22 protein-coding genes, 1 pseudogene and 3 riboswitches are annotated in these 21,309 nt (G+C 42.1%); of the genes and pseudogenes, 5 read left to right on the top strand and 18 right to left on the bottom strand.

What is annotated here, in order from left to right:
• Positions 1-35: 35 nt before the first annotated feature.
• Genes HMPREF8578_RS07675 through HMPREF8578_RS07665 form a run of 3 tightly spaced genes read right to left on the bottom strand, consistent with a single transcriptional unit; the run spans position 36 to position 3,045 of the window.
• Complete coding sequence (locus HMPREF8578_RS07675) at positions 36-2,258, bottom strand: heavy metal translocating P-type ATPase (RefSeq protein WP_000136339.1); 2,223 nt, start codon at positions 2,256-2,258, stop codon at positions 36-38.
• A 9-nt stretch (positions 2,259-2,267) separates the two neighbouring features.
• Positions 2,268-2,639, bottom strand: coding sequence for a cupredoxin domain-containing protein (locus HMPREF8578_RS07670; protein WP_000933320.1), 372 nt, complete (start codon positions 2,637-2,639; stop codon positions 2,268-2,270).
• A gap of 10 nt (positions 2,640-2,649) precedes the next feature.
• Positions 2,650-3,045, bottom strand: coding sequence for a CopY/TcrY family copper transport repressor (locus HMPREF8578_RS07665; protein ID WP_001167185.1), 396 nt, complete (start codon positions 3,043-3,045; stop codon positions 2,650-2,652).
• Between the two features lie 183 nt (positions 3,046-3,228).
• Positions 3,229-3,327, top strand: a riboswitch (TPP riboswitch).
• 84 nt (positions 3,328-3,411) lie between these two features.
• Here HMPREF8578_RS07665 and thiD point away from each other — a divergent pair.
• Positions 3,412-4,203 (top strand): bifunctional hydroxymethylpyrimidine kinase/phosphomethylpyrimidine kinase, encoded by a 792-nt coding sequence (thiD, locus tag HMPREF8578_RS07660; protein ID WP_000221727.1) that lies wholly within the window; start codon positions 3,412-3,414, stop codon positions 4,201-4,203.
• A 47-nt stretch (positions 4,204-4,250) separates the two neighbouring features.
• On the opposite strand, the gene thiE is transcribed toward thiD, so the two are convergent.
• The 9 genes from thiE to lctO all read right to left on the bottom strand — a co-directional run bounded on the left by thiE (position 4,251) and on the right by lctO (position 12,145).
• Complete coding sequence (gene thiE, locus HMPREF8578_RS07655) at positions 4,251-4,883, bottom strand: thiamine phosphate synthase (RefSeq protein ID WP_001078565.1); 633 nt, start codon at positions 4,881-4,883, stop codon at positions 4,251-4,253.
• Positions 4,876-5,679 (bottom strand): hydroxyethylthiazole kinase, encoded by an 804-nt coding sequence (gene thiM / locus HMPREF8578_RS07650; protein ID WP_002893106.1) that lies wholly within the window; start codon positions 5,677-5,679, stop codon positions 4,876-4,878. Before thiM ends, thiE begins: the two co-directional genes overlap by 8 nt.
• Complete coding sequence (gene thiW, locus HMPREF8578_RS07645; RefSeq protein WP_001244055.1) at positions 5,679-6,203, bottom strand: energy coupling factor transporter S component ThiW; 525 nt, start codon at positions 6,201-6,203, stop codon at positions 5,679-5,681. The genes thiM and thiW overlap by 1 nt, the downstream gene beginning before the upstream one ends.
• Positions 6,204-6,218: 15 nt before the next feature.
• Complete coding sequence (gene tenA, locus HMPREF8578_RS07640) at positions 6,219-6,899, bottom strand: thiaminase II (protein ID WP_000397185.1); 681 nt, start codon at positions 6,897-6,899, stop codon at positions 6,219-6,221.
• A gap of 10 nt (positions 6,900-6,909) precedes the next feature.
• Positions 6,910-7,560: an energy-coupling factor transporter transmembrane component T gene (locus HMPREF8578_RS07635; RefSeq protein ID WP_000598424.1), complete on the bottom strand. Its 651-nt coding sequence runs from the start codon at positions 7,558-7,560 to the stop codon at positions 6,910-6,912.
• Position 7,561: 1 nt separating this feature from the next.
• The gene (locus HMPREF8578_RS07630; protein WP_000522145.1) at positions 7,562-8,953 is read right to left on the bottom strand and encodes an ATP-binding cassette domain-containing protein; all 1,392 of its coding nucleotides are present in this window, start codon (positions 8,951-8,953) and stop codon (positions 7,562-7,564) included.
• On the bottom strand, positions 8,954-9,514 hold the full coding sequence (locus HMPREF8578_RS07625; RefSeq protein ID WP_000915270.1) for an ECF transporter S component: 561 nt from the start codon (positions 9,512-9,514) through the stop codon (positions 8,954-8,956). It abuts the gene before it with no gap.
• Between the two features lie 158 nt (positions 9,515-9,672).
• Positions 9,673-9,761: riboswitch (TPP riboswitch) on the bottom strand.
• Between the two features lie 123 nt (positions 9,762-9,884).
• Positions 9,885-10,553, bottom strand: a complete 669-nt coding sequence (locus HMPREF8578_RS07620) for a TenA family protein (protein ID WP_000449830.1) — start codon at positions 10,551-10,553, stop codon at positions 9,885-9,887.
• 218 nt (positions 10,554-10,771) lie between these two features.
• Positions 10,772-10,860: riboswitch (TPP riboswitch) on the bottom strand.
• Between the two features lie 148 nt (positions 10,861-11,008).
• Complete coding sequence (lctO, locus tag HMPREF8578_RS07615; protein ID WP_000120741.1) at positions 11,009-12,145, bottom strand: L-lactate oxidase; 1,137 nt, start codon at positions 12,143-12,145, stop codon at positions 11,009-11,011.
• A 209-nt stretch (positions 12,146-12,354) separates the two neighbouring features.
• On the opposite strand from lctO, the gene HMPREF8578_RS07610 reads away from it, so the two are divergent.
• The 4 genes and pseudogenes from HMPREF8578_RS07610 to HMPREF8578_RS07595 all read left to right on the top strand — a co-directional run bounded on the left by HMPREF8578_RS07610 (position 12,355) and on the right by HMPREF8578_RS07595 (position 15,308).
• The gene (locus tag HMPREF8578_RS07610) at positions 12,355-13,035 is read left to right on the top strand and encodes an amino acid ABC transporter permease (protein ID WP_000384102.1); all 681 of its coding nucleotides are present in this window, start codon (positions 12,355-12,357) and stop codon (positions 13,033-13,035) included.
• Positions 12,995-13,672 carry an amino acid ABC transporter permease gene (locus tag HMPREF8578_RS07605; protein WP_002893103.1) on the top strand — a complete coding sequence of 226 codons (678 nt, stop codon included), beginning with the start codon at positions 12,995-12,997 and terminating at the stop codon, positions 13,670-13,672. The genes HMPREF8578_RS07610 and HMPREF8578_RS07605 overlap by 41 nt, the downstream gene beginning before the upstream one ends.
• A pseudogene (locus HMPREF8578_RS07600) lies at positions 13,673-14,430 on the top strand (amino acid ABC transporter ATP-binding protein). It begins immediately after the preceding gene.
• An 11-nt stretch (positions 14,431-14,441) separates the two neighbouring features.
• On the top strand, positions 14,442-15,308 hold the full coding sequence (locus HMPREF8578_RS07595; RefSeq protein ID WP_000691539.1) for a cysteine ABC transporter substrate-binding protein: 867 nt from the start codon (positions 14,442-14,444) through the stop codon (positions 15,306-15,308).
• A gap of 62 nt (positions 15,309-15,370) precedes the next feature.
• Here HMPREF8578_RS07595 and pyrE read toward each other — a convergent pair whose 3' ends face one another.
• The 6 genes from pyrE to HMPREF8578_RS07565 all read right to left on the bottom strand — a co-directional run bounded on the left by pyrE (position 15,371) and on the right by HMPREF8578_RS07565 (position 21,308).
• On the bottom strand, positions 15,371-16,003 hold the full coding sequence (pyrE, locus tag HMPREF8578_RS07590) for an orotate phosphoribosyltransferase (protein ID WP_000170888.1): 633 nt from the start codon (positions 16,001-16,003) through the stop codon (positions 15,371-15,373).
• A 33-nt stretch (positions 16,004-16,036) separates the two neighbouring features.
• Complete coding sequence (pyrF, locus tag HMPREF8578_RS07585) at positions 16,037-16,738, bottom strand: orotidine-5'-phosphate decarboxylase (RefSeq protein WP_001206746.1); 702 nt, start codon at positions 16,736-16,738, stop codon at positions 16,037-16,039.
• Positions 16,739-16,983: 245 nt separating this feature from the next.
• Positions 16,984-18,141 (bottom strand): cell division protein FtsQ/DivIB, encoded by a 1,158-nt coding sequence (locus HMPREF8578_RS07580; RefSeq protein ID WP_000031126.1) that lies wholly within the window; start codon positions 18,139-18,141, stop codon positions 16,984-16,986.
• A 9-nt stretch (positions 18,142-18,150) separates the two neighbouring features.
• The gene (locus tag HMPREF8578_RS07575; RefSeq protein WP_000724789.1) at positions 18,151-19,209 is read right to left on the bottom strand and encodes a UDP-N-acetylglucosamine--N-acetylmuramyl-(pentapeptide) pyrophosphoryl-undecaprenol N-acetylglucosamine transferase; all 1,059 of its coding nucleotides are present in this window, start codon (positions 19,207-19,209) and stop codon (positions 18,151-18,153) included.
• 1 nt (position 19,210) lies between these two features.
• Positions 19,211-20,563, bottom strand: a complete 1,353-nt coding sequence (gene murD / locus HMPREF8578_RS07570) for a UDP-N-acetylmuramoyl-L-alanine--D-glutamate ligase (protein WP_000863071.1) — start codon at positions 20,561-20,563, stop codon at positions 19,211-19,213.
• A gap of 103 nt (positions 20,564-20,666) precedes the next feature.
• Positions 20,667-21,308, bottom strand: a complete 642-nt coding sequence (locus HMPREF8578_RS07565; RefSeq protein ID WP_000571297.1) for an ABC transporter ATP-binding protein — start codon at positions 21,306-21,308, stop codon at positions 20,667-20,669.
• Position 21,309 lies beyond the last annotated feature (1 nt).

Here is a 21,309-nt window from a genome sequence, read left to right as displayed (position 1 = left end):
ACTGTTTTATAATAAAAAGCGAGCAAGCCCGCTTTTTAGTCTATCTTAGTAACGTTTAGCATGAGTGAACTAATCAAAACAGATACAGAACTAAAGGCCATGGCTAGACCAGCCAGTTCTGGGTTGAGCACCAGACCAATACCTGAAAAAACTCCTGCTGCAATCGGAATACCAATGAGGTTATAGATAGAAGCCCAGAAAAGATTGAGTAGAATACGATTAAAGGTCTTCTTACTCATATCAAAAGCACGTGCCAATCCTAGTAAATTGTTGGTTGTAAGGACAAGATCTGCGGATTCAATGGCAATATCTGTCCCAGAGCCCATGGCAATTCCGACATCCGCTACACTGAGGGCTGGCGCATCATTGATGCCATCTCCAACAAAGGCAAGTTTACCATTCTTTTGAAGCTTGTGAATTTCATGTGCCTTTTCCTCTGGCAAGACATTTGCAATCACTTCTTCAATTCCAATTTGCTCTGCAATCGCATGCGCTACTCCAGCATTATCTCCGGTAAGCATGACCGTTCTAAGACCACGTTTTTTCAGCTGACTGATGGCGAGCTTGGCATTTTCTTTGGGAATATCTTGCAGGGCAAGCAAGCCTTTGATTTCATTGTCAACAGCCAAGTACGCAACTGTCTTAGCTTCTTTTTCCAATTCTTCAAGTTTTTCCTTATAAGCGGTCGAAATATCCATGCCATCTAGCATTTTAGCATTTCCAAGTAAGGCTTGTTTCCCATTGATTTGCCCTGAAACACCTTTTCCGTGCATAGCTTGGAAATTTTCTACAGTGTGAAGCTCAAGTTCTGCTTCACTCGCTCGCTTGACAATAGCTTGAGCCAGTGGGTGTTGAGAGGCTTCTTCTAAAGAAGCTGCTAAGCCAAGTACTTCTGTCTCATCACCAATAATATCAGTGACAACTGGTTTTCCTTCCGTCAAAGTCCCTGTCTTATCAAAGACAAGAGTTTGGACTTTCTGAATTTCCTGTAAGACGGTTCCATTTTTAAGAAGAACTCCCATCTTAGCACTACGGCCAGTTCCCACCATGAGGGCTGTCGGTGTTGCGAGTCCTAGTGCACAAGGACAGGCAATTATCAAAACTGCTACTCCATAAAGAAGAGAAGTCACAAAGCTATCTCCAAGTAAAACAAACCAGACCCAAAAAGTAAGAAGTCCTAAAATGACAACTGCTGGTACAAAAATCCCAGAAATCTTGTCGGTCAAATCTTGAATAGGAGCACGACTCGTTTGCGCTTTCTTCACAAAGTCCACAATCTGAGCCAACATAGTCTCAGAACCAACTTTTTCTGCCCTAAAAACAAGTGTTCCATTGTTATTGATGGTGGAGCCAATGACAGTATCACCGGCAGACTTGTCTACTGGAATACTTTCCCCAGTCACCATTGACTCATCAATACTAGTTTCACCTTCTAAAACAATACCATCAACGGCAATTTTTTCACCTGGTCGAACGCGAATGAGATCCCCAACTTTGACTTGTTCTAGAGGTATTTGAACATAAACATCATCACGCAAAACCTCTGCTGTTTTTGCTTGTAGGTCTAATAATTTTTCGACTGCTTGCGAAGCGTTTTTGCGCATGCGTTCTTCAAATACTGCACCTAAAAGAATGAAAAAGAGGAGAAATCCTGCAATTTCAAAATAAACAGGCAAACCAGTGAAGAGGGCAACTAAACTATAGACATAAGCTACCAAGGTTCCTAGAGCTACCAAACTATCCATGTTGGCGTTATGTTTTTTAAAGCTAGCCCAAGCACTTCTGATATAAGGAACTCCAGATACCAACATAATGGGGGTCGTAGCTAAGAAAGTTCCCCAAAGCATGACTTGGTGACTAATTCCTCCTGTCGACAACCCAATCATGAGAATCACAAGAGGCACAGTAAAGATACTAGTAATCCAAAAACGCTGTAAAAGTGATAGAGATTTTCGCGTCTTCTCAACTACGGTATAACTCCCCTTTTGCATCTTCATGCCACATGAAAATTCATGCTCACCCAATTCTTGAGGAGTAAAGCGAATGACTTTCTCCTCATCTACGTCGATTGGTTCTAGGATCCCTTCTTCTTCGAAGAGAACTTCTTTATAACAGTTTGATGGTGTCACACGATGAAAGGTAATCTCAGCAGGAATCCCTTTTTGCAGTTGAATGTGGGCTGGATGGTAGCCTTTGTCTGCCGTGATACGGATTTTTTGAACACCATTTTCAAGACTTGCTTTTACAATTTCAGTCATAATATTCTCCTATTCTACAATCATCTTACCGTGCATCATATTCATGCCACAAGAGAAACCATACTCACCTGCTTCTTCAGGTGTGATTTCAACCACATATTGGTCTCCCATAGGCAGATTTGCATGCACTCCAAAGTCTGGAAAAATAATCTGATCCAAGCAAGGTGAAGGATCTTTTCGATCAAAAATAATGCGAGCAGGTTGCGATTTTTTGAGGATAATGGTTTCTGGAGTATATCCTCCCATGACCTCCACTCGAATTTCTTGATAGCCATTCTTTTGCTGAGCTCTCTTAGCATCTTCTTGCGGTTTTTTGAAAAACCAAAAGAGGATAAAAGCAATCATTCCTAAAACAACAATAGATACAAATAGATTTAACATAGCGTCTCCTTTACATACAATTACATCTTACTTCTGTTACAGCGCTTAATTTCTTCTTAGAAATCACTTCTTCCAAGCCTTCCAAGTCAGCCTGAGTAAAATCACATTCAGCAATCAAATCAGCCAACAAGTTCTTAATCCTACGGGAACAAACCTTGTCCTTGATATCTTGGACAAGTAAATCCCGACTTTGGTCCAAAGTTAAAAGGGCTGAATAGACAAAGAACTTGCCTTCTTTTTTCCTTGTCAGACACTCTTTCTCAACCAAACGAGCCAAAAGAGTTTGAATGGTCGACTTGGACCAGTCGAACCGTTCCGCTAAAACCCTGATCAAATCGCTACTGGTCTGCTCGCCCTGCATCCAAATGATCTTCATAACCTGCCATTCTGCATCTGAAATCTGCATAATCACACCTCCTAAATCTACATTTGTCGATTACATTTATTAGTATACTCCAAAAATCTACATTTGTCAACTATAATTTTTATTATTTTTTCGAAAAATGGAATTATAATCCTGTAACGAGAGATTTACAGTCAAATTTTACTATATAAACTATAAAAATATGCTATACTGTAGAAAAAAGAAAACAACCACTAGGGGTGCGTAAAGCTGAGATTAACAACTGTTAGATCCCTTTGACTCAATCTAGGTAATGCTAGCTGATGGAAGTGGAAATGATGATGAGGACTATCTGGTCTTCTATTACTTTCCTGAAACAGACTAGCTTGTTCTTAAGAATGCAAACTTCAGTTGGTTGGGAGGTTTTAGATGACTTATTTACCCGTTGCTCTAACCATTGCTGGGACAGACCCTAGTGGCGGTGCTGGTATTATGGCTGATTTAAAGTCGTTCCAAGCGAGAGATGTCTATGGAATGGCCGTTGTGACCAGTCTTGTCGCTCAAAATACCAGAGGTGTTCAATTAATCGAACACGTCTCCAACCAAATGTTGGAAGCTCAATTGGAGAGTGTCTTTTCGGATATCAAGCCTCAGGCTGTTAAAACTGGTATGCTGGCAACTACTGAAATCATGGAAATTATCCAACCCTATCTTAAAAAGCTAGATTGTCCCTACGTCCTTGACCCTGTTATGGTCGCAACAAGCGGTGATACCCTGATTGATACCAGTGCGAGAAGCTACCTAAAAACAAACCTGCTTCCCCTTGCGACTATTATTACACCCAATCTTCCTGAGGCAGAAGAAATTGTTGGTTTCTCAATTCATAATCCAGAAGACATGCAACGTGCCGGTCGCCTGATTTTAAAAGAATTTGGTCCTCAGTCTGTGGTAATCAAAGGTGGTCATCTCGAAGGCGGTGCCAAGGATTTCCTCTTTACCAAGGAGGAGCAATTTGTCTGGGAAAGTCCACGAATTCAAACCTGTCACACCCATGGTACTGGATGTACCTTTGCTGCTGTGATTACGGCTGAACTAGCCAAGGGCAGAAGTCTTTACCAGGCAGTCGATAAGGCCAAGGCCTTTATCACAAAAGCCATCCAAGACGCCCCTCAACTCGGTCATGGTTCTGGTCCAGTCAACCATACAAGTTTTAAAGATTAAGAAAAAACTCTCTAGTTCCCGCTTTAAGGGAATTAGAGAGTTTTTGATTAGGAAATCATGTCATCCAGCTTTGTTAAAAAAGCTTGCGTTTTTGCCTCAATATCTTCTGCCTGCATCAAATCACGGACAACAGCTACCCCTGCTATACCAGTTGCAGCAAGTTGGTCAATATTCTCTGACGTCAAGCCTCCAATAGCAACTACTGGAATGGCGACCGTTTGGCAAATTGTTTTCAAGGTTGAAATCAGAGTGATGGGGGCATTTTCTTTGGTGGTAGTCGGGAAAATGGCTCCTGTTCCCAAGTAATTTGCCCCTCCTTCTTCTGCCTCGAGGGCTCTTTTTACTGTTTTAGCAGTAACACCGAGGATTTTTTCAGGACCCAAGACTTTGCGGGCAACCGAAACTGGTAGTTCATCGTCGCCGATATGCAGACCTGCTGTATCGACTGCAAGACAAACATCCAACCGATCATCGATAATCAAGGGGACCTGATAGGCATCTGTTATTTCTTTGACTTGTTTTGCCAAGTGATAGTATTGATTGGTGGTGAGATTTTTTTCTCGTAATTGGACAATGGTAACACCTGAACGGCAGGCTGTCTCAACTTTTTCAAGAAAGTTTTCCAAGGAATCTTGGTAGCGATTGGTTACTAGATACAGTTTAAGTACTTCTCTATTCATAAAAATCTCCTTTGATGGCTTCTAGCCAGTTTTCATCTCTTTTTAGGAGAGAGAGTTGATTGAGAACTTGGTAACGAAAATCTTCTAATCCCATTCCTTGAACAACTATTCTCTCAGCAGCGATATTGAGATAAGAGACCGCTAGGCAAGAAGCTTCAAATGCAGTCTTTCCTTGACTGAGAAAAACGGCTGTCAAGGCTCCAACCAGGTCTCCTGTCCCTGTTATCCAGTCCAATTCTGCACAGCCATTTCCCAATATTGCAACCTGATTCTCCGAAACAATGAGGTCCTTGGGTCCAGTGACTAAGAATGACATGCCAGGATAAAGCTGACACCAGTCTCTCAAGACTTGAAGCAAATCCTCAGTTTCTTGATCTTTAGCACTAGCATCGACCCCGACTCCGTGGTGTTTTAAACCAACAAGACTTCGGATTTCTGACATATTTCCTTTAAGGACCGTGGGCTTGTATTCTAAAAGATCTCTAACTAGTCCCTTACGAATGGGAGATGCTGCTACGCCAACCGCATCTACTACCATTGGGAGACAAGCTTGAGCTGCATAAGAAGCTGCCATACGGATTGCTTTCTCCTTCTCAGCTGACAAATGCCCCAAATTGATGAAGAGAGCTTGACTTTGTTTGGTAAAATCAAGGACCTCACGGGGATCATCTGCCATGACAGGTTTAGATCCCAGAGCCAAAATGCCATTGGCCAGCATCTCGCAGGAAATCTCATTGGTGATGCAGTGAATTAAGGAGCTGGAGGTTAGAGGAAAGGGATTTGTAAATTCCTGCATCAGTCTATCCTTTCACCAAAGAAATATCCTTGTACTTTTTTAAAGAATTCCTGCTTGATTAAAAATCGAAAGGCAAGAAAAGCTATGGCTGTACCGATCAAGGTTGCTCCGAAAAATCGAGGAGTGTAGATAAACCAGCTGAGCTTGGCCGCAGATCCCGTAAAGAGAACCATGACAGGATAGGAAACAATAGAACCGATAATCCCTGTTCCCAAGATTTCTCCTAGGGCAGAATAATGAAATTTTCGACCGTACTTATAAAAGAGACCTGCAAGGAGGGCTCCAAAAGTAGCTCCTGTGAGGGCCAAGGGCGGAATACCTTGAGTAGACATACGGATAAAGGCTGTGACTGTAGCCATGACCAAGGCATAAACAGGCCCCATCAAGATTCCTGCAAGAATGTTGACTACACTGGACATCGGTGCCATCCCTTCAATTCGAAAGATGGGCGTAAGAACTACGTCAAGGGCAATCATCATGGATAAAATGGTTAATTTGTGAACTTGTAGTTGGTGGTTTCTCATTTTCTATTTCTTCTCTTATTCTAAGGACTGCAAATCACTCGTCCATGTTTGGTGTTGGTAAGCCATCTCCCAAAACTTGGCTTCCATGTGAACACTGATGTGGAAGGCATCTAACATTTTTTTCTTGTCTGTCTCATCACTTTCGCGATAGAGTTGATTGACCAGCTCTCCCTCCTCTCTGATCTGCTGCTCTAATTCATCGGTGATATAGGTTTCAATCCACTGTTGATAAAGAGGATTCGGGGATGGTTTGCGATTAAGTGCCTTGCCCAAATCATGGTATAACCAAGGACAAGGCAGCAAACTTGCAAAAGCAATGCCCAAGTTTGGCTCTGCAAATTGCCGATAAATGTGAGAAATGTAATGATAGCAGGTGGGAGCGATTGGATGTTGCTCCATTTCCTGATCGCTGATTTCCAATTCCTTGAAAAATTGTTGGCGGATAAACAACTCACCCTCCACTAGACTCTGAGCATTTTGTTTCAAGAGTCTTTTCATTTCCTCGTTTGAAGTCTTATCAGCCAAGAGGTGATAGGCTTCTGAAAAAGACTTCAGGTAATAAGCATCCTGAATTAAATAATAGCGGAAAATAGAAGGTTCTAAATTTCCCTCTTGTAATTGTAAAATAAAGGGATGATGAAAAGAAGCCTGCCAAGCTTCCTTGGATAATTCCATCGCAATATCTGTAAATTCCATAATAACTCCTTTATAGAAATAAACTGGTTTGAAGCAATAAAAAGAACAGCAGGTAGATTAATTTTGTTTTTTTAGAAATATAAAAAGTCCGATAGCGATTCTCCAACTGTGCATGCTCATCATATCCATGTGCAGACAAAGCTCTCAGGTAAAGATGGCGCCACCTAAAAACCGTCATCAGAACCTTACTGTAAATCAGGGGAGACCAAACATGCAGTTCTTGACCACGCAATAAGCAAGCTTCTTTGAGGGACTTGATCTCCTGCTGAATAAGGGGAAAGGAATTAAATACCACAATCAAGGCATAAGCCCAAGACCGTGATAACCCCTTTTGAGCTAAGTACAAAAGAAGCTCTTTTAGGGAAATAGAGGAAACAAAGACAAGACCGATACAAACCGTCACAAAAGCCCTCGTTCCAAGTATCACTGCCTGCGAAGCATCCCCATGTAACTGGACTGCCCAGTAGTTAGCAAAGGATGGCAAAATGGCGAGCACAAGCATCCAAGCCAACATTTTAAATCGACGGTGATAGAGCAAAAAGAGTATGCAAAATGCGACTACAGAAAGATTAAGAGCAATCGAAGGAATGAAGGATGTTTCCAAGGATAAAATTAGAAAGAAGAGGCTGATAACTGGTGTCTTGGTTGCTACTTTGATCATACTACCTCACCTCCCCTAGAGTATCATTGTTCAGAGATGGGAGAGGTTTGCTGATGGTCACTTCTTGAAGGTGGCTGAGACCCTCACTAGTCATCTCAATCCAATAATCGACCACAGAAATCAAGGGATCTAAACGATGGCTAATGATCAAAAAACTTCTCCCTTGATTGCTCTCCTCCAACATCCACTGACAAAAGTAGTCGCAGGCTCTATCATCCAAACCAGCAAATGGCTCATCTAGCAAGATCACAGAAGCCTTGCTGGTCAAGATGGTCAATAGCTGAAGAATCTTTTGCTGTCCACCACTTAATTGATAGGGACTCTTATCAAGCGCCTGCTCCAGATTAAAATATCGTAATGCTTGGAGAATCCGCTGATTTCTTTCAGAATCAGGTCCATCTAATTGAAGCTCTTCTCGCAGACTGACTCGGATAAACTGTTTCTCAGCTTCCTGAACAACACCCGTCAGATCACTATACAGGCTCTTTTTCTTTTTCTTTTTCAGGACTGTCCCCTTCCAGCTAATGAGCCCCTTATACTTTTGAAATTGAAGAATAGAGCGAAAGAGGGTTGATTTCCCGACACCATTGTCACCCAGGATACAGGAAATTCCTTGGTAAAATGTGAAATCCGCAATCGAAAAGAGGGGGCGATTTCCCAGCTCACAAGTCACACGGTCCATATGGAATAGTTCTGGGTTAGAAGCAACTTCCTTTGAAGAAACCTGTGTCATCTCAGAGGTAGGGATTTTATTTATTTCCCTTAGTTGTCCATCTCTTAGCTCCACCATATGGTCGATATAGGCTTCATAATCAGATAAATCATGGTCGCATAAAATAACTGTCTTCCCATCAGAGGCCAACTCTTTTAGAATCTCCAATATCTCCAGCCTGCTCTTGCGGTCAATAGAAGCAAAGGGCTCATCCAAGAGATAGACCCTAGGATTCATGGCAAAGAGAACAGCCAGCGCAGCCTTTTGCTTTTCCCCACCTGATAAGTGATGGATGGGACGGTGCAAGATTGCCTCGCAACGACATTGCCGGACTACCTCAGCTATTTTAGCATCAATCTCTTGCACAGGATGGCCGATATTCTCCAAGGTAAAAATTAGCTCTTCAAACAAGTTCTCCATGGTAAATTGATGATTGGGATTTTGAAAGAGAATACCAACCGTCTGAACACGTTCAACGATTGAAAGCCGACTGACCTGGCTCCCATCTATCAGGACTTGACCGTTATAGGGCAAGGAAGTGACCTGAGCAATAATTTGAAAGAGACTGGATTTTCCTGAACCACTGCTCCCAACTAACAAGGTAAAGGCTTGCCCATGAAAAGTAAAATCAATCGGCTCCGAAAAGATTGGGGATTGAATCCCTCTTAATTCCAGGCCCATCTATGCCTTTCCTCCAGCTGCAAACTGATGATAGAGTTTGACAATGGCACGAACCAAGATGGCACAGAAGAAAAAGACGGAAATAAAACGCACCACAAGCAAGGAAAGGACAAAAGGAAGGGAAAAGGCGTAGTAACCTAACTTAATGTATTCATAGACAAAGCTAAAAAGGGTAATTCCAATACTATTAGCAGTTAGAGAGAGCCAACTTTCATAGCGATTCTTGGTTACGAGAAAACCAAATTCACTTCCCAAGCCTTGAACCAAGCCAGACAAAAGAGCGCCTAGACCGAATTGGCTACCATAAAGGACTTCCGCAAGCGCAGCAAGCACTTCTCCAATCGTTGCACTTCCGACTCTTGGAACAAAGATGGCCGCAATGGGCGCAGCCATACACCAGAGACCAAAGAGGATTTCATTGGCAAAGGCCTGTAAACCAAGAGGGGCTAAAATCAGAGTGAGGATATCAAACAGATAGCCTGAACCCACAAAAACGCCACCAAAAAAGATAGACAAGAAAGCAAGCAAGATAACATCTTTTAACTGCCATTTTTTCAACATAAAAAACTCCTTTTTTAAAGAAAAGTGGGGCATTCAAGGAGAGCTACCGAACGGCTTACCGTCAAGCCTATCCTCTTTTGATAAACAAAAAAACTCCAATTACAAACGAGAATTAGAGTTTACCTTACAAGATTAGACAGTTTCTTTCAACATACGAAAAAAACCTTTTCACATTTCCCTTCGCCAGTATTAACTGTATCAGGTTCAATGGGTATCATCTCAGCCTAAAGCACCCCAAATGTCTTTATTATTTTATTACTGGACCAGTATAACAGAATTTGAAAGCCCTAGCAAGATATTTGACTGGAAAATATATTTATATAGTTTGTTTGTTCATTCTTTTAATTTACATCAAAGGATTGCATCTGTCCTATAATTCATAACCAATATCAAAAAAGGCTAATTCCAAAGCAACTGCTTGATTCCAGCGTTCCTGAAGTTCTGTCAAATCTTCTCGATTTTTCCCAACACGATTAAGTTCATCAACTAGAAATTGAACCCACTCTTCAAAGAAAGGACCTCTGTGGAGATTGATCCATTCCAAATGAATATAGGCTTCAGGTAGAGCCAAATCTTTAGAACCCCAGTCTAAATAGAGACCTTCTGCAATGACCAGCATGACCAAAAGATGAGCATAGTCTGATGAAGTCACAGCAGAATACATTAGCTCCTGAAACGCTTTTGTCACAGGGTGCAAGGTCACTTCTAGATAGTCATTCTCAGATACTTTTAACTCTTTGAAAGCCTTTTGGAAATAACCATCTTCATCTGCTTCAAGAAAGCCTAGTTGCTTGGCAAAACGAAGTTTGGACTCAAGCTGGTCTGCGTGAGCTACACAAGCTCCCAGCATGGATAGGAAAGCATCAAAGAAATGATAATCTTGAATCAGGTAGTCTTTTAAGACCTTATTCTCAATTGTCCCCGCAAAAAGTTCCTTAACAAAACGATGATTGATTGCAGCCTGCCAATCCTTCTGACTGCTTTTTAATAATTCTCCAACGGTCAAACCTGGCTGAAATGCATAGTCTTGTGTTTCCATATTTACTTTTCCTCTCTTTACTCGTTCGTAATCAACAAAATACTAAGAAAATCCTAGTTTTACTTGACCTTTTTAAAGAAAAGTGGGGCATTCAAGGAGGAGAGCTACCAAAAGGCTTGCGGTCAAGCCTATCCTCTTTTGATAAACAAAAAAACTCCAATTACAAACGAGAATTAGAGTTTAGCTTACAAGATTAGATAGTTTCTTTCGACACACGAAAAAACCTTTTCACATTTCCCTTCGCCAGTCTTAACTGTATCAGGTTCAATGGGTATCATCTCAGCCTAAAGCACCCCAAATGTCTTTATTATTTAATTACTGGACCAGTATAACAGAATTTGAAAGCCCTAGCAAGATATTTGATTGGAAAATATATTTATATAGTTTCTGATAACGATTTAATCTTTCTATACATGAAGAAAAACCTCCACATAAGGTGGAGGCCTTCTACTTTATCAATACAATTTTAAGTCACGAGGGTCGACTGGGAATGTTGGGTTGTATGGGTTGTGACGGAGTTTGAAGTGTTTGACATCCTCAATAGTCTGAGTTCCAGATAATTGCATGACTGTCTTCAATTCTGCATTTAAGTGCTCAAAGACTTGACGCACACCAACACTACCACCAAGAGCCAAACCATAGATCACAGGGCGACCAATAGCTACCAAGTCTGCTCCTGAAGCCAAGGCTTTAAAGACGTGTTGACCGCGACGAACACCAGAGTCAAAGACAATTGGCACACGTTTATCAACTGCTTCAGCTACTTCTTGAAGCGAGTCAAAGGATGCTGGTCCACCATCGATTTGGCGGCCACCGTGGTTGGTTACCCAGATACCAGAAGCACCTGCGGCAAGCGAACGTTCAACGTCTTCACGGCATTGTGGCCCCTTGACATAGACAGGAAGTCCTGAATATTCAGCGATAAATTCGACATCACGTGGAGACAAGCGTTGTTTGGCTGATTTGTAAACAAAGTCCATTGATTTTCCAGCACCTTCTGGCAGGTATTCCTCAACAATCGGCATGCCAACTGGGAAGACAAAACCATTGCGCTTGTCGACCTCACGATTGCCCCCTACAGTTGCATCCGCCGTCAAGACAATCGCTTTGTAGCCTTCAGCCTTCACACGGTCCATGATATGGCGGTTAATGCCGTCATCCTTACTAAAGTAAAATTGGAACCAATGAGGTGTCCCTTGAAGAGCTTCCGTAATTTCTGGAAGGTCAACGGTAGAGTAGGAACTAGTTGTATAGAGAGAACCAAATTCATGCACACCACGCGCAGTGGCTACTTCCCCCTGCTCATTTGCCAATTTATGAGCCGCAACAGGCGCCATAATAATTGGTGAAGATAATTTTTCACCTGCAAATTCAATCTCTGTACTTGGATTTTCAACATCACAAAGCGTATGAGGAACAATAAGTTTGTGGTTAAAGGCACGGATGTTCTCGCGTAGAGTGAAAGTATCCTCTGCTCCACTAGCGATATAACCAAAGGCAGCTTTAGGAATGACTTGTTGCGCCATTGGCTCCAAATCATAAGTGTTAATAAAATCTACAGGTCCTTCTGCATTACTTGTTTTATATGACATAAAGTGTCCTCCTTATTAAGTAAGCGTTTACTTTTTCTTACATAAACTATCTTACCTCTTTTTCAGAATCCTTTCAAAAATTTTGTCTGGGAATTTCAAATCACAGACATGATAAATATTTTCTATCATTGTGATAAAAAATTCATATTATCCAAACATGCCCTTTAGTGCTACAATAGCTATATTATTCCTAGATGGGAGGTTCTATTTTGGATTGGTCCATTGTTGAACAATATTTACCGCTCTATCAAAAGGCATTCTTTCTGACCTTACATATCGCAGTTTGGGGAATTCTGGGTTCTTTTCTTGTTGGTCTAATCGTTAGTGTCATTCGGCATTATCGCGTTCCTATCTTTTCACAGCTAGCAACAGCCTACATCGAATTGTCACGAAACACGCCCCTTTTGATTCAACTCTTCTTCCTCTACTTCGGGCTTCCCCGAATAGGGATTGTTCTTTCTTCAGAAGTCTGTGCAACAGTTGGGCTCATCTTTTTAGGTGGCTCCTACATGGCTGAATCTTTCAGAAGCGGACTGGAAGCAGTTAGTCAAACCCAGCACGAGATTGGTCTAGCCATCGGTCTAACGCCTGTACAGGTCTTTCGCTATGTGGTTCTTCCGCAAGCGACTGCGGTTGCTCTACCGTCCTTTAGTGCCAATGTCATTTTTCTCATCAAAGAAACCTCTGTCTTCTCTGCGGTAGCCTTAGCCGATCTCATGTACGTCGCCAAGGACTTGATTGGACTCTATTATGAGACAGACATTGCACTAGCCATGTTGGTAGTTGCTTACCTGATCATGCTTCTACCCATCTCTCTAGTCTTTAGCTGGATAGAAAGGAGGCTCCGCCATGCAGGATTCGGGAATGCAAGTACTCTTTCAGGGAAATAATCTCCTGCGTATTCTACAGGGATTGGGTGTCACGATTGGAATTTCCATTCTCTCCGTCCTTCTATCAATGATTTTCGGAACAGTCATGGGAATCATCATGACCTACCATTCTAGAGTTATTCGTTTTTTAACACGCTTTTATCTGGAATTTATCCGTATCATGCCCCAGCTGGTACTACTTTTCATCGTTTATTTCGGCTTAGCTCGAAACTTTAATATCAACATCTCAGGCGAGACTTCGGCTATTATTGTTTTTACCCTCTGGGGTACAGCTGAAATGGGGGACTTGGTACGTGGAGCCATCACTTCTCTCCCTAAACATCAGTTTGAAAGCGGACAGGCTCTGGGCTTGACCAACTTCCAACTTTACTATCACATTATCATTCCACAGGTCTTGAGAAGACTACTACCACAAGCCATCAATCTTGTCACTCGTATGATCAAAACGACTTCCTTAGTTGTCTTGATTGGGGTTGTGGAAGTTACCAAGGTTGGACAACAAATCATTGACAGCAATCGCTTGACAATCCCAACCGCTTCCTTTTGGATTTATGGAACCATTCTGGTCCTGTATTTCGCAGTCTGTTTTCCTATTTCCAAACTATCCACTCACTTAGAAAAACATTGGAGGAACTAAATGTCTGAAACTATTTTAGAAATCAAGGACCTAAAAAATCCTTCGGAGACAATCCTATCCTCCAAGGTCTATCCTTGCAAATCAAAAAAGGGGAGGTTGTGGTTATTCTTGGGCCATCTGGTTGCGGAAAAAGCACTCTCCTTCGTTGCCTCAATGGTCTAGAAACCATTCAAGGTGGAGATATTCTTCTGGATGGCCAGTCCATTATTGGCAATCAGAAAAACTTTCACCTGGTTCGTCAAAAGATTGGCATGGTCTTTCAAAGTTATGAACTCTTTCCTCACCTAGATGTCCTTCAAAACCTCATCCTAGGCCCTATCAAAGCTCAGGGACGAGACAAGAAAGAAGTAACGGCGGAAGCTTTGCAACTACTGGAACGTGTGGGTTTGCTTGATAAAAAAGACAGTTTTGCTCGCCAATTATCTGGGGGACAGAAACAACGAGTGGCGATTATCCGTGCCCTTCTCATGCATCCAGAAATTATCCTCTTTGACGAAGTGACGGCTTCACTGGATCCAGAAATGGTGCGTGAAGTTCTGGAACTCATAAATGACTTGGCTCAAGAAGGGCGCACCATGATTCTGGTAACCCACGAAATGCAGTTTGCCCAAGCTATTGCAGATCGCATTATCTTCCTCGACCAAGGGAAAATTGCTGAAGAAGGAACGGCTCAAGACTTCTTTACCAACCCACAAACCAAACGAGCACAGGAATTTTTAAACGTCTTTGACTTTAGCCAGTTCGGCTCATATCTATAAAGGAGATTTTTATGAAAATCATCAAACCAATTCTAACTGTTTTTGCCCTAGCCTTTACGCTTATCTTTGTCACAGCTTGTAGCTCAAGTGGAAGCTCTGATGCTTCATCAGGAAAAACAACCGCCAAGGCCCGCACTATCGACGAAATCAAAAAAAGCGGTGAGCTACGAATCGCCGTATTTGGAGACAAAAAACCATTTGGTTATGTTGATAACGACGGTTCCTACCAAGGCTACGATATCGAATTGGGCAACCAACTGGCTCAAGACCTTGGTGTAAAGGTTAAATACGTCTCTGTTGATGCTGCCAACCGCGCTGAATACTTGATTTCAAACAAGGTGGATATCACACTTGCCAACTTCACAGTTACTGACGAACGTAAGAAACAAGTTGACTTTGCCCTTCCTTACATGAAAGTTTCCCTCGGTGTCGTGTCACCAAAAGATAAAGTCATCAAAGACGTTAAAGAATTAGAAGGTAAAACCTTGATTGTTACAAAGGGAACGACTGCTGAAACTTATTTTGAGAAAAATCACCCAGAAGTAAAACTCCAAAAATACGACCAATATAGCGATGCCTACCAAGCCCTTCTTGACGGACGTGGAGATGCCTTCTCTACTGACAATACGGAAGTCCTAGCTTGGGCACTTGAAAACAAAGGATATGAAGTCGGAATTTCTTCCCTCGGAGATCCAGATACTATTGCGCCAGCAGTTCAAAAGGGGAATCAAGAACTTCTTGACTACATCAACCAAGAAATTGAAAAACTTGGTAAAGAAAACTTCTTCCACAAAGCTTATGAAAAAACACTTCACCCAACCTACGGTGACGCTGCTAAGGCAGATGATCTAGTTGTTGAAGGTGGAAAAGTAGACTAACATCTAATAAACATAACAAAAAGAAATCAGGTAATCCTAGTGACTACCTGATTTTCTATGTTTTAGGCATTTTGCCAATTTTCTTGGTCTTCTTTAAAGCGTTTTAGGAGGTCGAGTCCTTCTGGCGTGATGTAACCTTCTTCTTGGGCTAGGTGGATCAGTTCACTGTAGTTAGAAAGCGTCACAAGTTTGACACCAGCATCCGCAAAATTCTTATCAGCTTTTGGCAATTGATAACTGAAAATCGCTACGACACCAAGCACATCAGCTCCTTCGCGTTTAGCTGCTGCTACGGCTTCAAGAACAGACCCACCCGTTGAAATGAGGTCTTCAACAACAACCATCTTTTGACCTTGTGCTACGCGACCTTCGATTTGGTTGCCTGCTCCGTGGTCTTTTGGTTTGCTGCGGATGTAGGCAAAAGGCAAGTTCATCTTGTCAGCGATAATAGCTCCGTGTGGAATTCCTGCTGTCGCAGTTCCTGCAATCACTTCTACTTCTGGAAATTCAGCTTTAATAGCTTCCACAAAACCATTTTCAATCAAGCTACGAGTCTCTGGATAGGCTAGTGTCACACGGTTATCAGTATAAATCGGCGATTTGATACCAGATGCCCAAGTGAAAGGTTCCTCTGGTTTGAGGTAAACGGCTTGGATTTTCAAGAGGTGGCTAGCGATATCTTTAGCAAGTGTCATAGTATTCTCCTTTTGTTTTTATAATCTATTTCTTTAATTTCTGTCTTGGTTCCATTCATCCTTGATAGCATGATAAGCTGCAACAGGATCCTCAGCTTGGGTAATCGGACGTCCTACTACGATATAGTCACTACCGATTTGATAGGCATCCGCTGGTGTCATGACACGTTTTTGGTCTCCAACCGCAGCTCCTGCCGGACGAATACCTGGTGTCAGACAGATGAAATCTGGATTGGTGGCCTGCTTGATGAGTTGCACTTCCTGAGCCGAGCAAACGACACCATTCAAGCCCGCTTCAGCTGTCTTCTTGGCATAGTGAATCACAGACTCTTGCAGGCTGGTTTGGATATTTTGAAAATCCTGCATCTGGCTTTCCGACGTTGATGTAAGCTGGGTCACAGCGATCAATTTAGCTTGTGTCCCTAGACCTTCACGCGCAGCCTTCATCATCTCCACACCACCTGCAGCATGAACGTTAGTCATGTCCACACCAAGCTGAGACAAGACCTTCATGGCAGATTTGACTGTATTTGGAATGTCATGTAGCTTGAGATCCAAAAAAACACTATGCCCCAGTGACTTCAAATAACGGACAACTTCTGGACCTTCCGCATAATAAAGCTCCATCCCTACTTTTAGATAAAGACTTTCTTCTGCTGGGAAAAGAGATAAAAATTCCTTGACTGCCTCAAAACTAGGAAAATCAAGAGCAATAACTGGACGATGTTCACGCATACCTTTCTCCTTTTACCTTTAAGAGCAAGAGAGTATGGTCAAAAGCAAACCACGAAAAAAGGAACCTGCCAACAGCAAGGTTCCACGAAAAATGGGTAGAGTCCACCCTTTCACCGTCTAACCTTAGCTGCCTCTCTGGACTGCTTTAAAGGTTTTTTTCTATTCTATTATTTATAGTAGGACTTGTCAAGCAAAAACTCGAAACTGGACTTCTATACCATTCAAAATCAAGAGGAAAAGTTAGTCTAACGACTCTGTGATTGCTGGCTCGTTTGGCTTTGATTTCCTTGTTCTTCTTGTTTTTTCTTTTCTTCTTCCTGTTTTTTCTTCTCAGCTTCCTTGGCCTCTTGCTTGGCTTTTTCCTCAGCCTCTTCTATCAGCTTATCCGCTATGGTATAGCTGTATACTCCAGCTTCCATATCGACTACACTCGGTTCTGATAATTGTGGCTTGATTTTGCTGTAATAAGGTAATTTTTTGCTCAATTCTGATAGGGGAACCAAAATTTCATCTGTATCCAGCATGGTAATTTTTAAAAGATCTGCTGTTGCCTTGCTCGGCGCTAATTCGATTTTCTGGATTTGACTCTTGATATCCTCACTGATGGTAGACAATCCTTTGATCAGTTCTTTCACCTGCTGCTCATCGTTAAAGGTAACTGTCAGATAAGTCTCGGGCAAGTTTAAGCGATCAATAGGAGTTGACTCTACTGTACCACTAGAAAGAATAGGATAATGTTCTTCACCAGACACATAATAACCGACAATATCGAATTCCTTGACCTCAATCGTAAAGTTAGTCGGAAATTGATAGTCAATCTTCGCCGATTCTATCCAATGATTCGACTTGATACGCTCAGCGTATGTTTCCTTATCCAACAATAGAGCTAAGGTATAGTCGCTATCTTGAATTCCAGAAGCCTGTTTGATGTCATCTGCCTGCGTGTTACTATTTCCCTTAACCTCGATATTTTTGATGGTCGAAAGTGGAGTCAACAGATAGGCTGAAAGAAGGAGGACCAGGACACTCGGTACCAAGATACTCACAGCTCGCCAAGTATGAACAGGCGCAATTTTAGGCTTGGCAGGTTTTTCTGGTTTCTCTGGTTTTTCTTTTTTCTTCTCTTCTTCTTTGACTTTCCGGTCATCCTTTTGGGATGTTTCTTCTTTTTCGGATGGTTCCTCGTCTGGAACAGTCTCGTTCTGGTCGGAATCACTTGATGACTTCTTACTTTCCTCTAACGACTTAGAGTTCTTCCCCATTCGAGCTTGTTTTTCCTTTTCCTTCTCTTCAGCTAGGGCAGCTTCTTCCTCAGCCTTCTTCTTCAGGTATTCCTGGTTTCGTTTCTGCCATTCAGACAATTCTTGCTTCTGGTTTGATTCTTTTTTCTTATCCTTTGACATTGATATTCCTTATGCTAGGTCTTTTCTTAGTAGATCGTAAAAATCTGCAAGAGATTTCAATTCAGTTGAAGCTTTCATGCTAGCTTGGTATTGGTCCTTGTGACTAAGCAAGTGACTGAGTTTCGCCTCCAAGCTTTCCAAGGTCAAGTCACTTTCTTGAAGTTCTTCTGCATAACCTTTCTTAACAAAATAGGCTGCATTTTCAATCTGATCTCCTCGACTTGCTTCACGACCCAATGGTACGATGAGATGGAGTTTCGCCATGGCCAAGAGCTCGAAAATCGTATTGGCACCGCCACGCGTCACCACCACATCTGCCATCTCCATCAAGGGTTGATAGAGATCCGTCACATAGTCAACACGAAAGAGATTTTGACTCAACTCATTGAGGCTTGAATCTCCAGTGAGATTGATAATATTGTAGCGTTCGGTCAGTTCTTGCTTATGATCTGTCACCAATTGGTTAAATACACGAGCTCCTGCAGAACCACCGACAAACAATACCGTTGGCAATTTAGGATCAAAGTGGGTTTGGATATCCACCAATTCATCTGGTTCTGGCGTGTTTTGATCTGAAACCTTGGTCACTGCCCCCACATGCTCGACTTTTGCGAGACCAGCAGCCTGCTCAAAGGTTGAATACATCTTGGTCGCAAATTTATAGGCAATTTTATTGGCCAAGCCCATAGACAGGTCCGATTCGTGAATAAAGACAGGCACTCCTGACACTCGCGCTGCGATAACCGGCGGTACAGAAACAAATCCCCCCTTAGAAAAAAGAGCCTGTGGACGCAGTCGTAACATGATAAAGAGCGATTGAACAATTCCCCAACCAACTTTGAAGACATCCAGCATATTTTGCCAAGAAAAATAGCGACGCAACTTCCCAGTCGCAATAGAATGGAAAGTAACATCCAAACCTGACTTGAGGATTTCTTGGTGTTCGATTCCGTGTTTATCACCAATATAGTGAATTTCCCAGCCGTCTTCGATGAACTTAGGCATTAACAAAAGGTTGAGGGTAACATGTCCAACCGTCCCCCCACCTGTAAAGACAATTTTTTTCATATTATTCCTTTAACTCCGCTACTGTGTCGATAAAGAGGTCGCCACGTGCTTCAAAGTTAGCATACATATCCCAGCTAGCATTGGCAGGACTGAGGAGAACCACATCTCCTTGAGTCGCGAGCTCATAAGCCTTGCGGGTCGCATCAGCAATATCTGTCGCATCTACATAAGCCACACCAGCCTTATCCGCTGCCCGTTTGACACGTTCTGCAGACTGACCGAGGATGACCATCTTCTTGAGCCCTGTAATATCTGGCACCAATTCGTCAAACTCATTGCCACGATCCAAACCACCTGCAATTAAGATAACCTTACTATTGTCAAATCCTGACAAGGCTTTTTGAGTAGCCAAGATATTGGTTGACTTACTATCGTTATAGAACTTGACACCCTGAATTTCATCCACAAATTGGAGACGGTGTTTGACACCACCAAAGGATGAAAGAGTTTCCTTGATGGTTTGGTTATCCACACCACGGAGCTTGGCTACAGCAATAGTCGCAAGGGCATTTTCTACATTGTGGCTACCTGGAACACCGATTTCACTGGCTGCCATAACCACTTCTCCACGGAAGTAGAGTTGACCATCTTCCAAATAAGCACCATCAACCTTTTCCAATGTTGAAAATGGAACAACAGTGGCTTGTGTTTTGCTAGCCAAGTCTTTTGCCAAGTCTTGATTAAAGTTCAAGACAAGGAAATCAGCTGCTGTCATCTTGTTCTGGATATTCCACTTAGCTGCCACATACTCCTCAAAAGAACCATGGTAGTCGATATGAGTGGGCATGAGGTTGGTAATAACCGCAATCTCAGGATGGAATTCTTGGACACCCATCAGTTGGAAAGAAGAAAGTTCCATGACAAGCGTGTCCTTAGCCGTTGCAGTTTGAGCCACTTGACTGGCAGGATAGCCGATGTTCCCTGACAAAAGACCATGTTGACCAGCAGCAGTTAAAACTTCCCCAATCATCGTCGTTGTGGTTGTTTTCCCATTTGAACCTGTGATACCGATAATTGGCGCTTCTGAGATCAAATAAGCCAATTCCACCTCAGTCAGGACTGGAATTCCCTTTGCCAATGCCTTTTCAATCATGGGATTGCTATACGGGATACCTGGATTTTTCACCATCAGAGCGAAATCTTCATCCAAGAGCTCCAAAGGATGCCCACCAGTGACAACCTTGATTCCCTCTTCTAGTAAACTTTGCGCAGCAGGATTTTCCTCAAAAGGCTTGCCGTCATTTACTGTCACAATAGCACCCAGCTTGTCCAACAAACGGGCCGCAGACTCACCAGACTTAGCCAAACCTAAAACAAGAACTTTCTTATTTTTAAATTGATCGATTACTTTCATGTCTCAAACTCCATTTCTACTCCTACTATTTTACCATTTTTATGGAAATAAAAAAGCCACAAAGTGTATTTGTGACTCTTTCTTCTAACTTAATGTTCTCTTATCATCGATGAGATAAATCGGTAACTCGAATGACTTGATCCACTTGTTCCCAAATCAGAGGATTGTGGGTCGCAATAATAATAGTTCGATTCGGATTTTTTAAAGATTCTAAGATAGAAAGTAATTCCTCAGAGTTTTTGGGGTCTAAGGAAGCGGTTGGTTCATCTGCGAGAATCAAAGGTGGATCCTTTAAAATTATCTTCGCTAGTGCAACACGTTGTGCTTCTCCTCCTGATAATTTAAAGATAGGTTGCTTTAAATCTAAATAAGAGAGGTTAACACGGTTTAGAGCTTGTTTCATCAAAGAGATTTTCTCTTTTTCTTTCATCTTTTTACCAACTAAACCCAGATTGAGATTCTCTTTGACGGTTTGACTTTCAATTAAGCCAAAATCTTGAAATAAGTATCCTAAGTAATCTCTAAAGAAAACAGAAGGCTTGATGTCCTTAAGAGAAGTGCCATCATAGATAATTTCTCCATTGTCATATGGCTCTAATCGTCCAATCATATTCAAGAGGGTTGTCTTACCACAGCCACTTGTACCGATTAAGGCATAAATTTTCCCACCTTCAAATTGAAGATTAGTATCTGAAAATAGCTGACGGCTTCCAAATTTTTTAGATATATTCTTTAGTTCAATCATC

Source organism: Streptococcus oralis ATCC 49296, from assembly GCF_000185265.1.
Taxonomy (GTDB): Bacteria; Bacillota; Bacilli; order Lactobacillales; family Streptococcaceae; genus Streptococcus; species Streptococcus oralis_BC.
Note: the sequence above shows the minus strand (reverse complement) of the source record. Positions and strands in the feature narration are given on the sequence as shown.

What these genes read in the sequence shown, in the direction of transcription:
- HMPREF8578_RS07675 (WP_000136339.1), bottom strand. Translation starts at nt 2,258, where the DNA reads ATGACTGAAATTGTAAAAGCAAGTCTTGAAAATGGTGTTCAAAAAATC.
- HMPREF8578_RS07670 (WP_000933320.1), bottom strand. Translation starts at nt 2,639, where the DNA reads ATGTTAAATCTATTTGTATCTATTGTTGTTTTAGGAATGATTGCTTTT.
- HMPREF8578_RS07665 (WP_001167185.1), bottom strand. Translation starts at nt 3,045, where the DNA reads ATGCAGATTTCAGATGCAGAATGGCAGGTTATGAAGATCATTTGGATG.
- thiD (WP_000221727.1), top strand. Translation starts at nt 3,412, where the DNA reads ATGACTTATTTACCCGTTGCTCTAACCATTGCTGGGACAGACCCTAGT.
- thiE (WP_001078565.1), bottom strand. Translation starts at nt 4,883, where the DNA reads ATGAATAGAGAAGTACTTAAACTGTATCTAGTAACCAATCGCTACCAA.
- thiM (WP_002893106.1), bottom strand. Translation starts at nt 5,679, where the DNA reads ATGCAGGAATTTACAAATCCCTTTCCTCTAACCTCCAGCTCCTTAATT.
- thiW (WP_001244055.1), bottom strand. Translation starts at nt 6,203, where the DNA reads ATGAGAAACCACCAACTACAAGTTCACAAATTAACCATTTTATCCATG.
- tenA (WP_000397185.1), bottom strand. Translation starts at nt 6,899, where the DNA reads ATGGAATTTACAGATATTGCGATGGAATTATCCAAGGAAGCTTGGCAG.
- HMPREF8578_RS07635 (WP_000598424.1), bottom strand. Translation starts at nt 7,560, where the DNA reads ATGATCAAAGTAGCAACCAAGACACCAGTTATCAGCCTCTTCTTTCTA.
- HMPREF8578_RS07630 (WP_000522145.1), bottom strand. Translation starts at nt 8,953, where the DNA reads ATGGGCCTGGAATTAAGAGGGATTCAATCCCCAATCTTTTCGGAGCCG.
- HMPREF8578_RS07625 (WP_000915270.1), bottom strand. Translation starts at nt 9,514, where the DNA reads ATGTTGAAAAAATGGCAGTTAAAAGATGTTATCTTGCTTGCTTTCTTG.
- HMPREF8578_RS07620 (WP_000449830.1), bottom strand. Translation starts at nt 10,553, where the DNA reads ATGGAAACACAAGACTATGCATTTCAGCCAGGTTTGACCGTTGGAGAA.
- lctO (WP_000120741.1), bottom strand. Translation starts at nt 12,145, where the DNA reads ATGTCATATAAAACAAGTAATGCAGAAGGACCTGTAGATTTTATTAAC.
- HMPREF8578_RS07605 (WP_002893103.1), top strand. Translation starts at nt 12,995, where the DNA reads ATGCAGGATTCGGGAATGCAAGTACTCTTTCAGGGAAATAATCTCCTG.
- HMPREF8578_RS07595 (WP_000691539.1), top strand. Translation starts at nt 14,442, where the DNA reads ATGAAAATCATCAAACCAATTCTAACTGTTTTTGCCCTAGCCTTTACG.
- pyrE (WP_000170888.1), bottom strand. Translation starts at nt 16,003, where the DNA reads ATGACACTTGCTAAAGATATCGCTAGCCACCTCTTGAAAATCCAAGCC.
- pyrF (WP_001206746.1), bottom strand. Translation starts at nt 16,738, where the DNA reads ATGCGTGAACATCGTCCAGTTATTGCTCTTGATTTTCCTAGTTTTGAG.
- HMPREF8578_RS07580 (WP_000031126.1), bottom strand. Translation starts at nt 18,141, where the DNA reads ATGTCAAAGGATAAGAAAAAAGAATCAAACCAGAAGCAAGAATTGTCT.
- HMPREF8578_RS07575 (WP_000724789.1), bottom strand. Translation starts at nt 19,209, where the DNA reads ATGAAAAAAATTGTCTTTACAGGTGGGGGGACGGTTGGACATGTTACC.
- murD (WP_000863071.1), bottom strand. Translation starts at nt 20,563, where the DNA reads ATGAAAGTAATCGATCAATTTAAAAATAAGAAAGTTCTTGTTTTAGGT.
- HMPREF8578_RS07565 (WP_000571297.1), bottom strand. Translation starts at nt 21,308, where the DNA reads ATGATTGAACTAAAGAATATATCTAAAAAATTTGGAAGCCGTCAGCTA.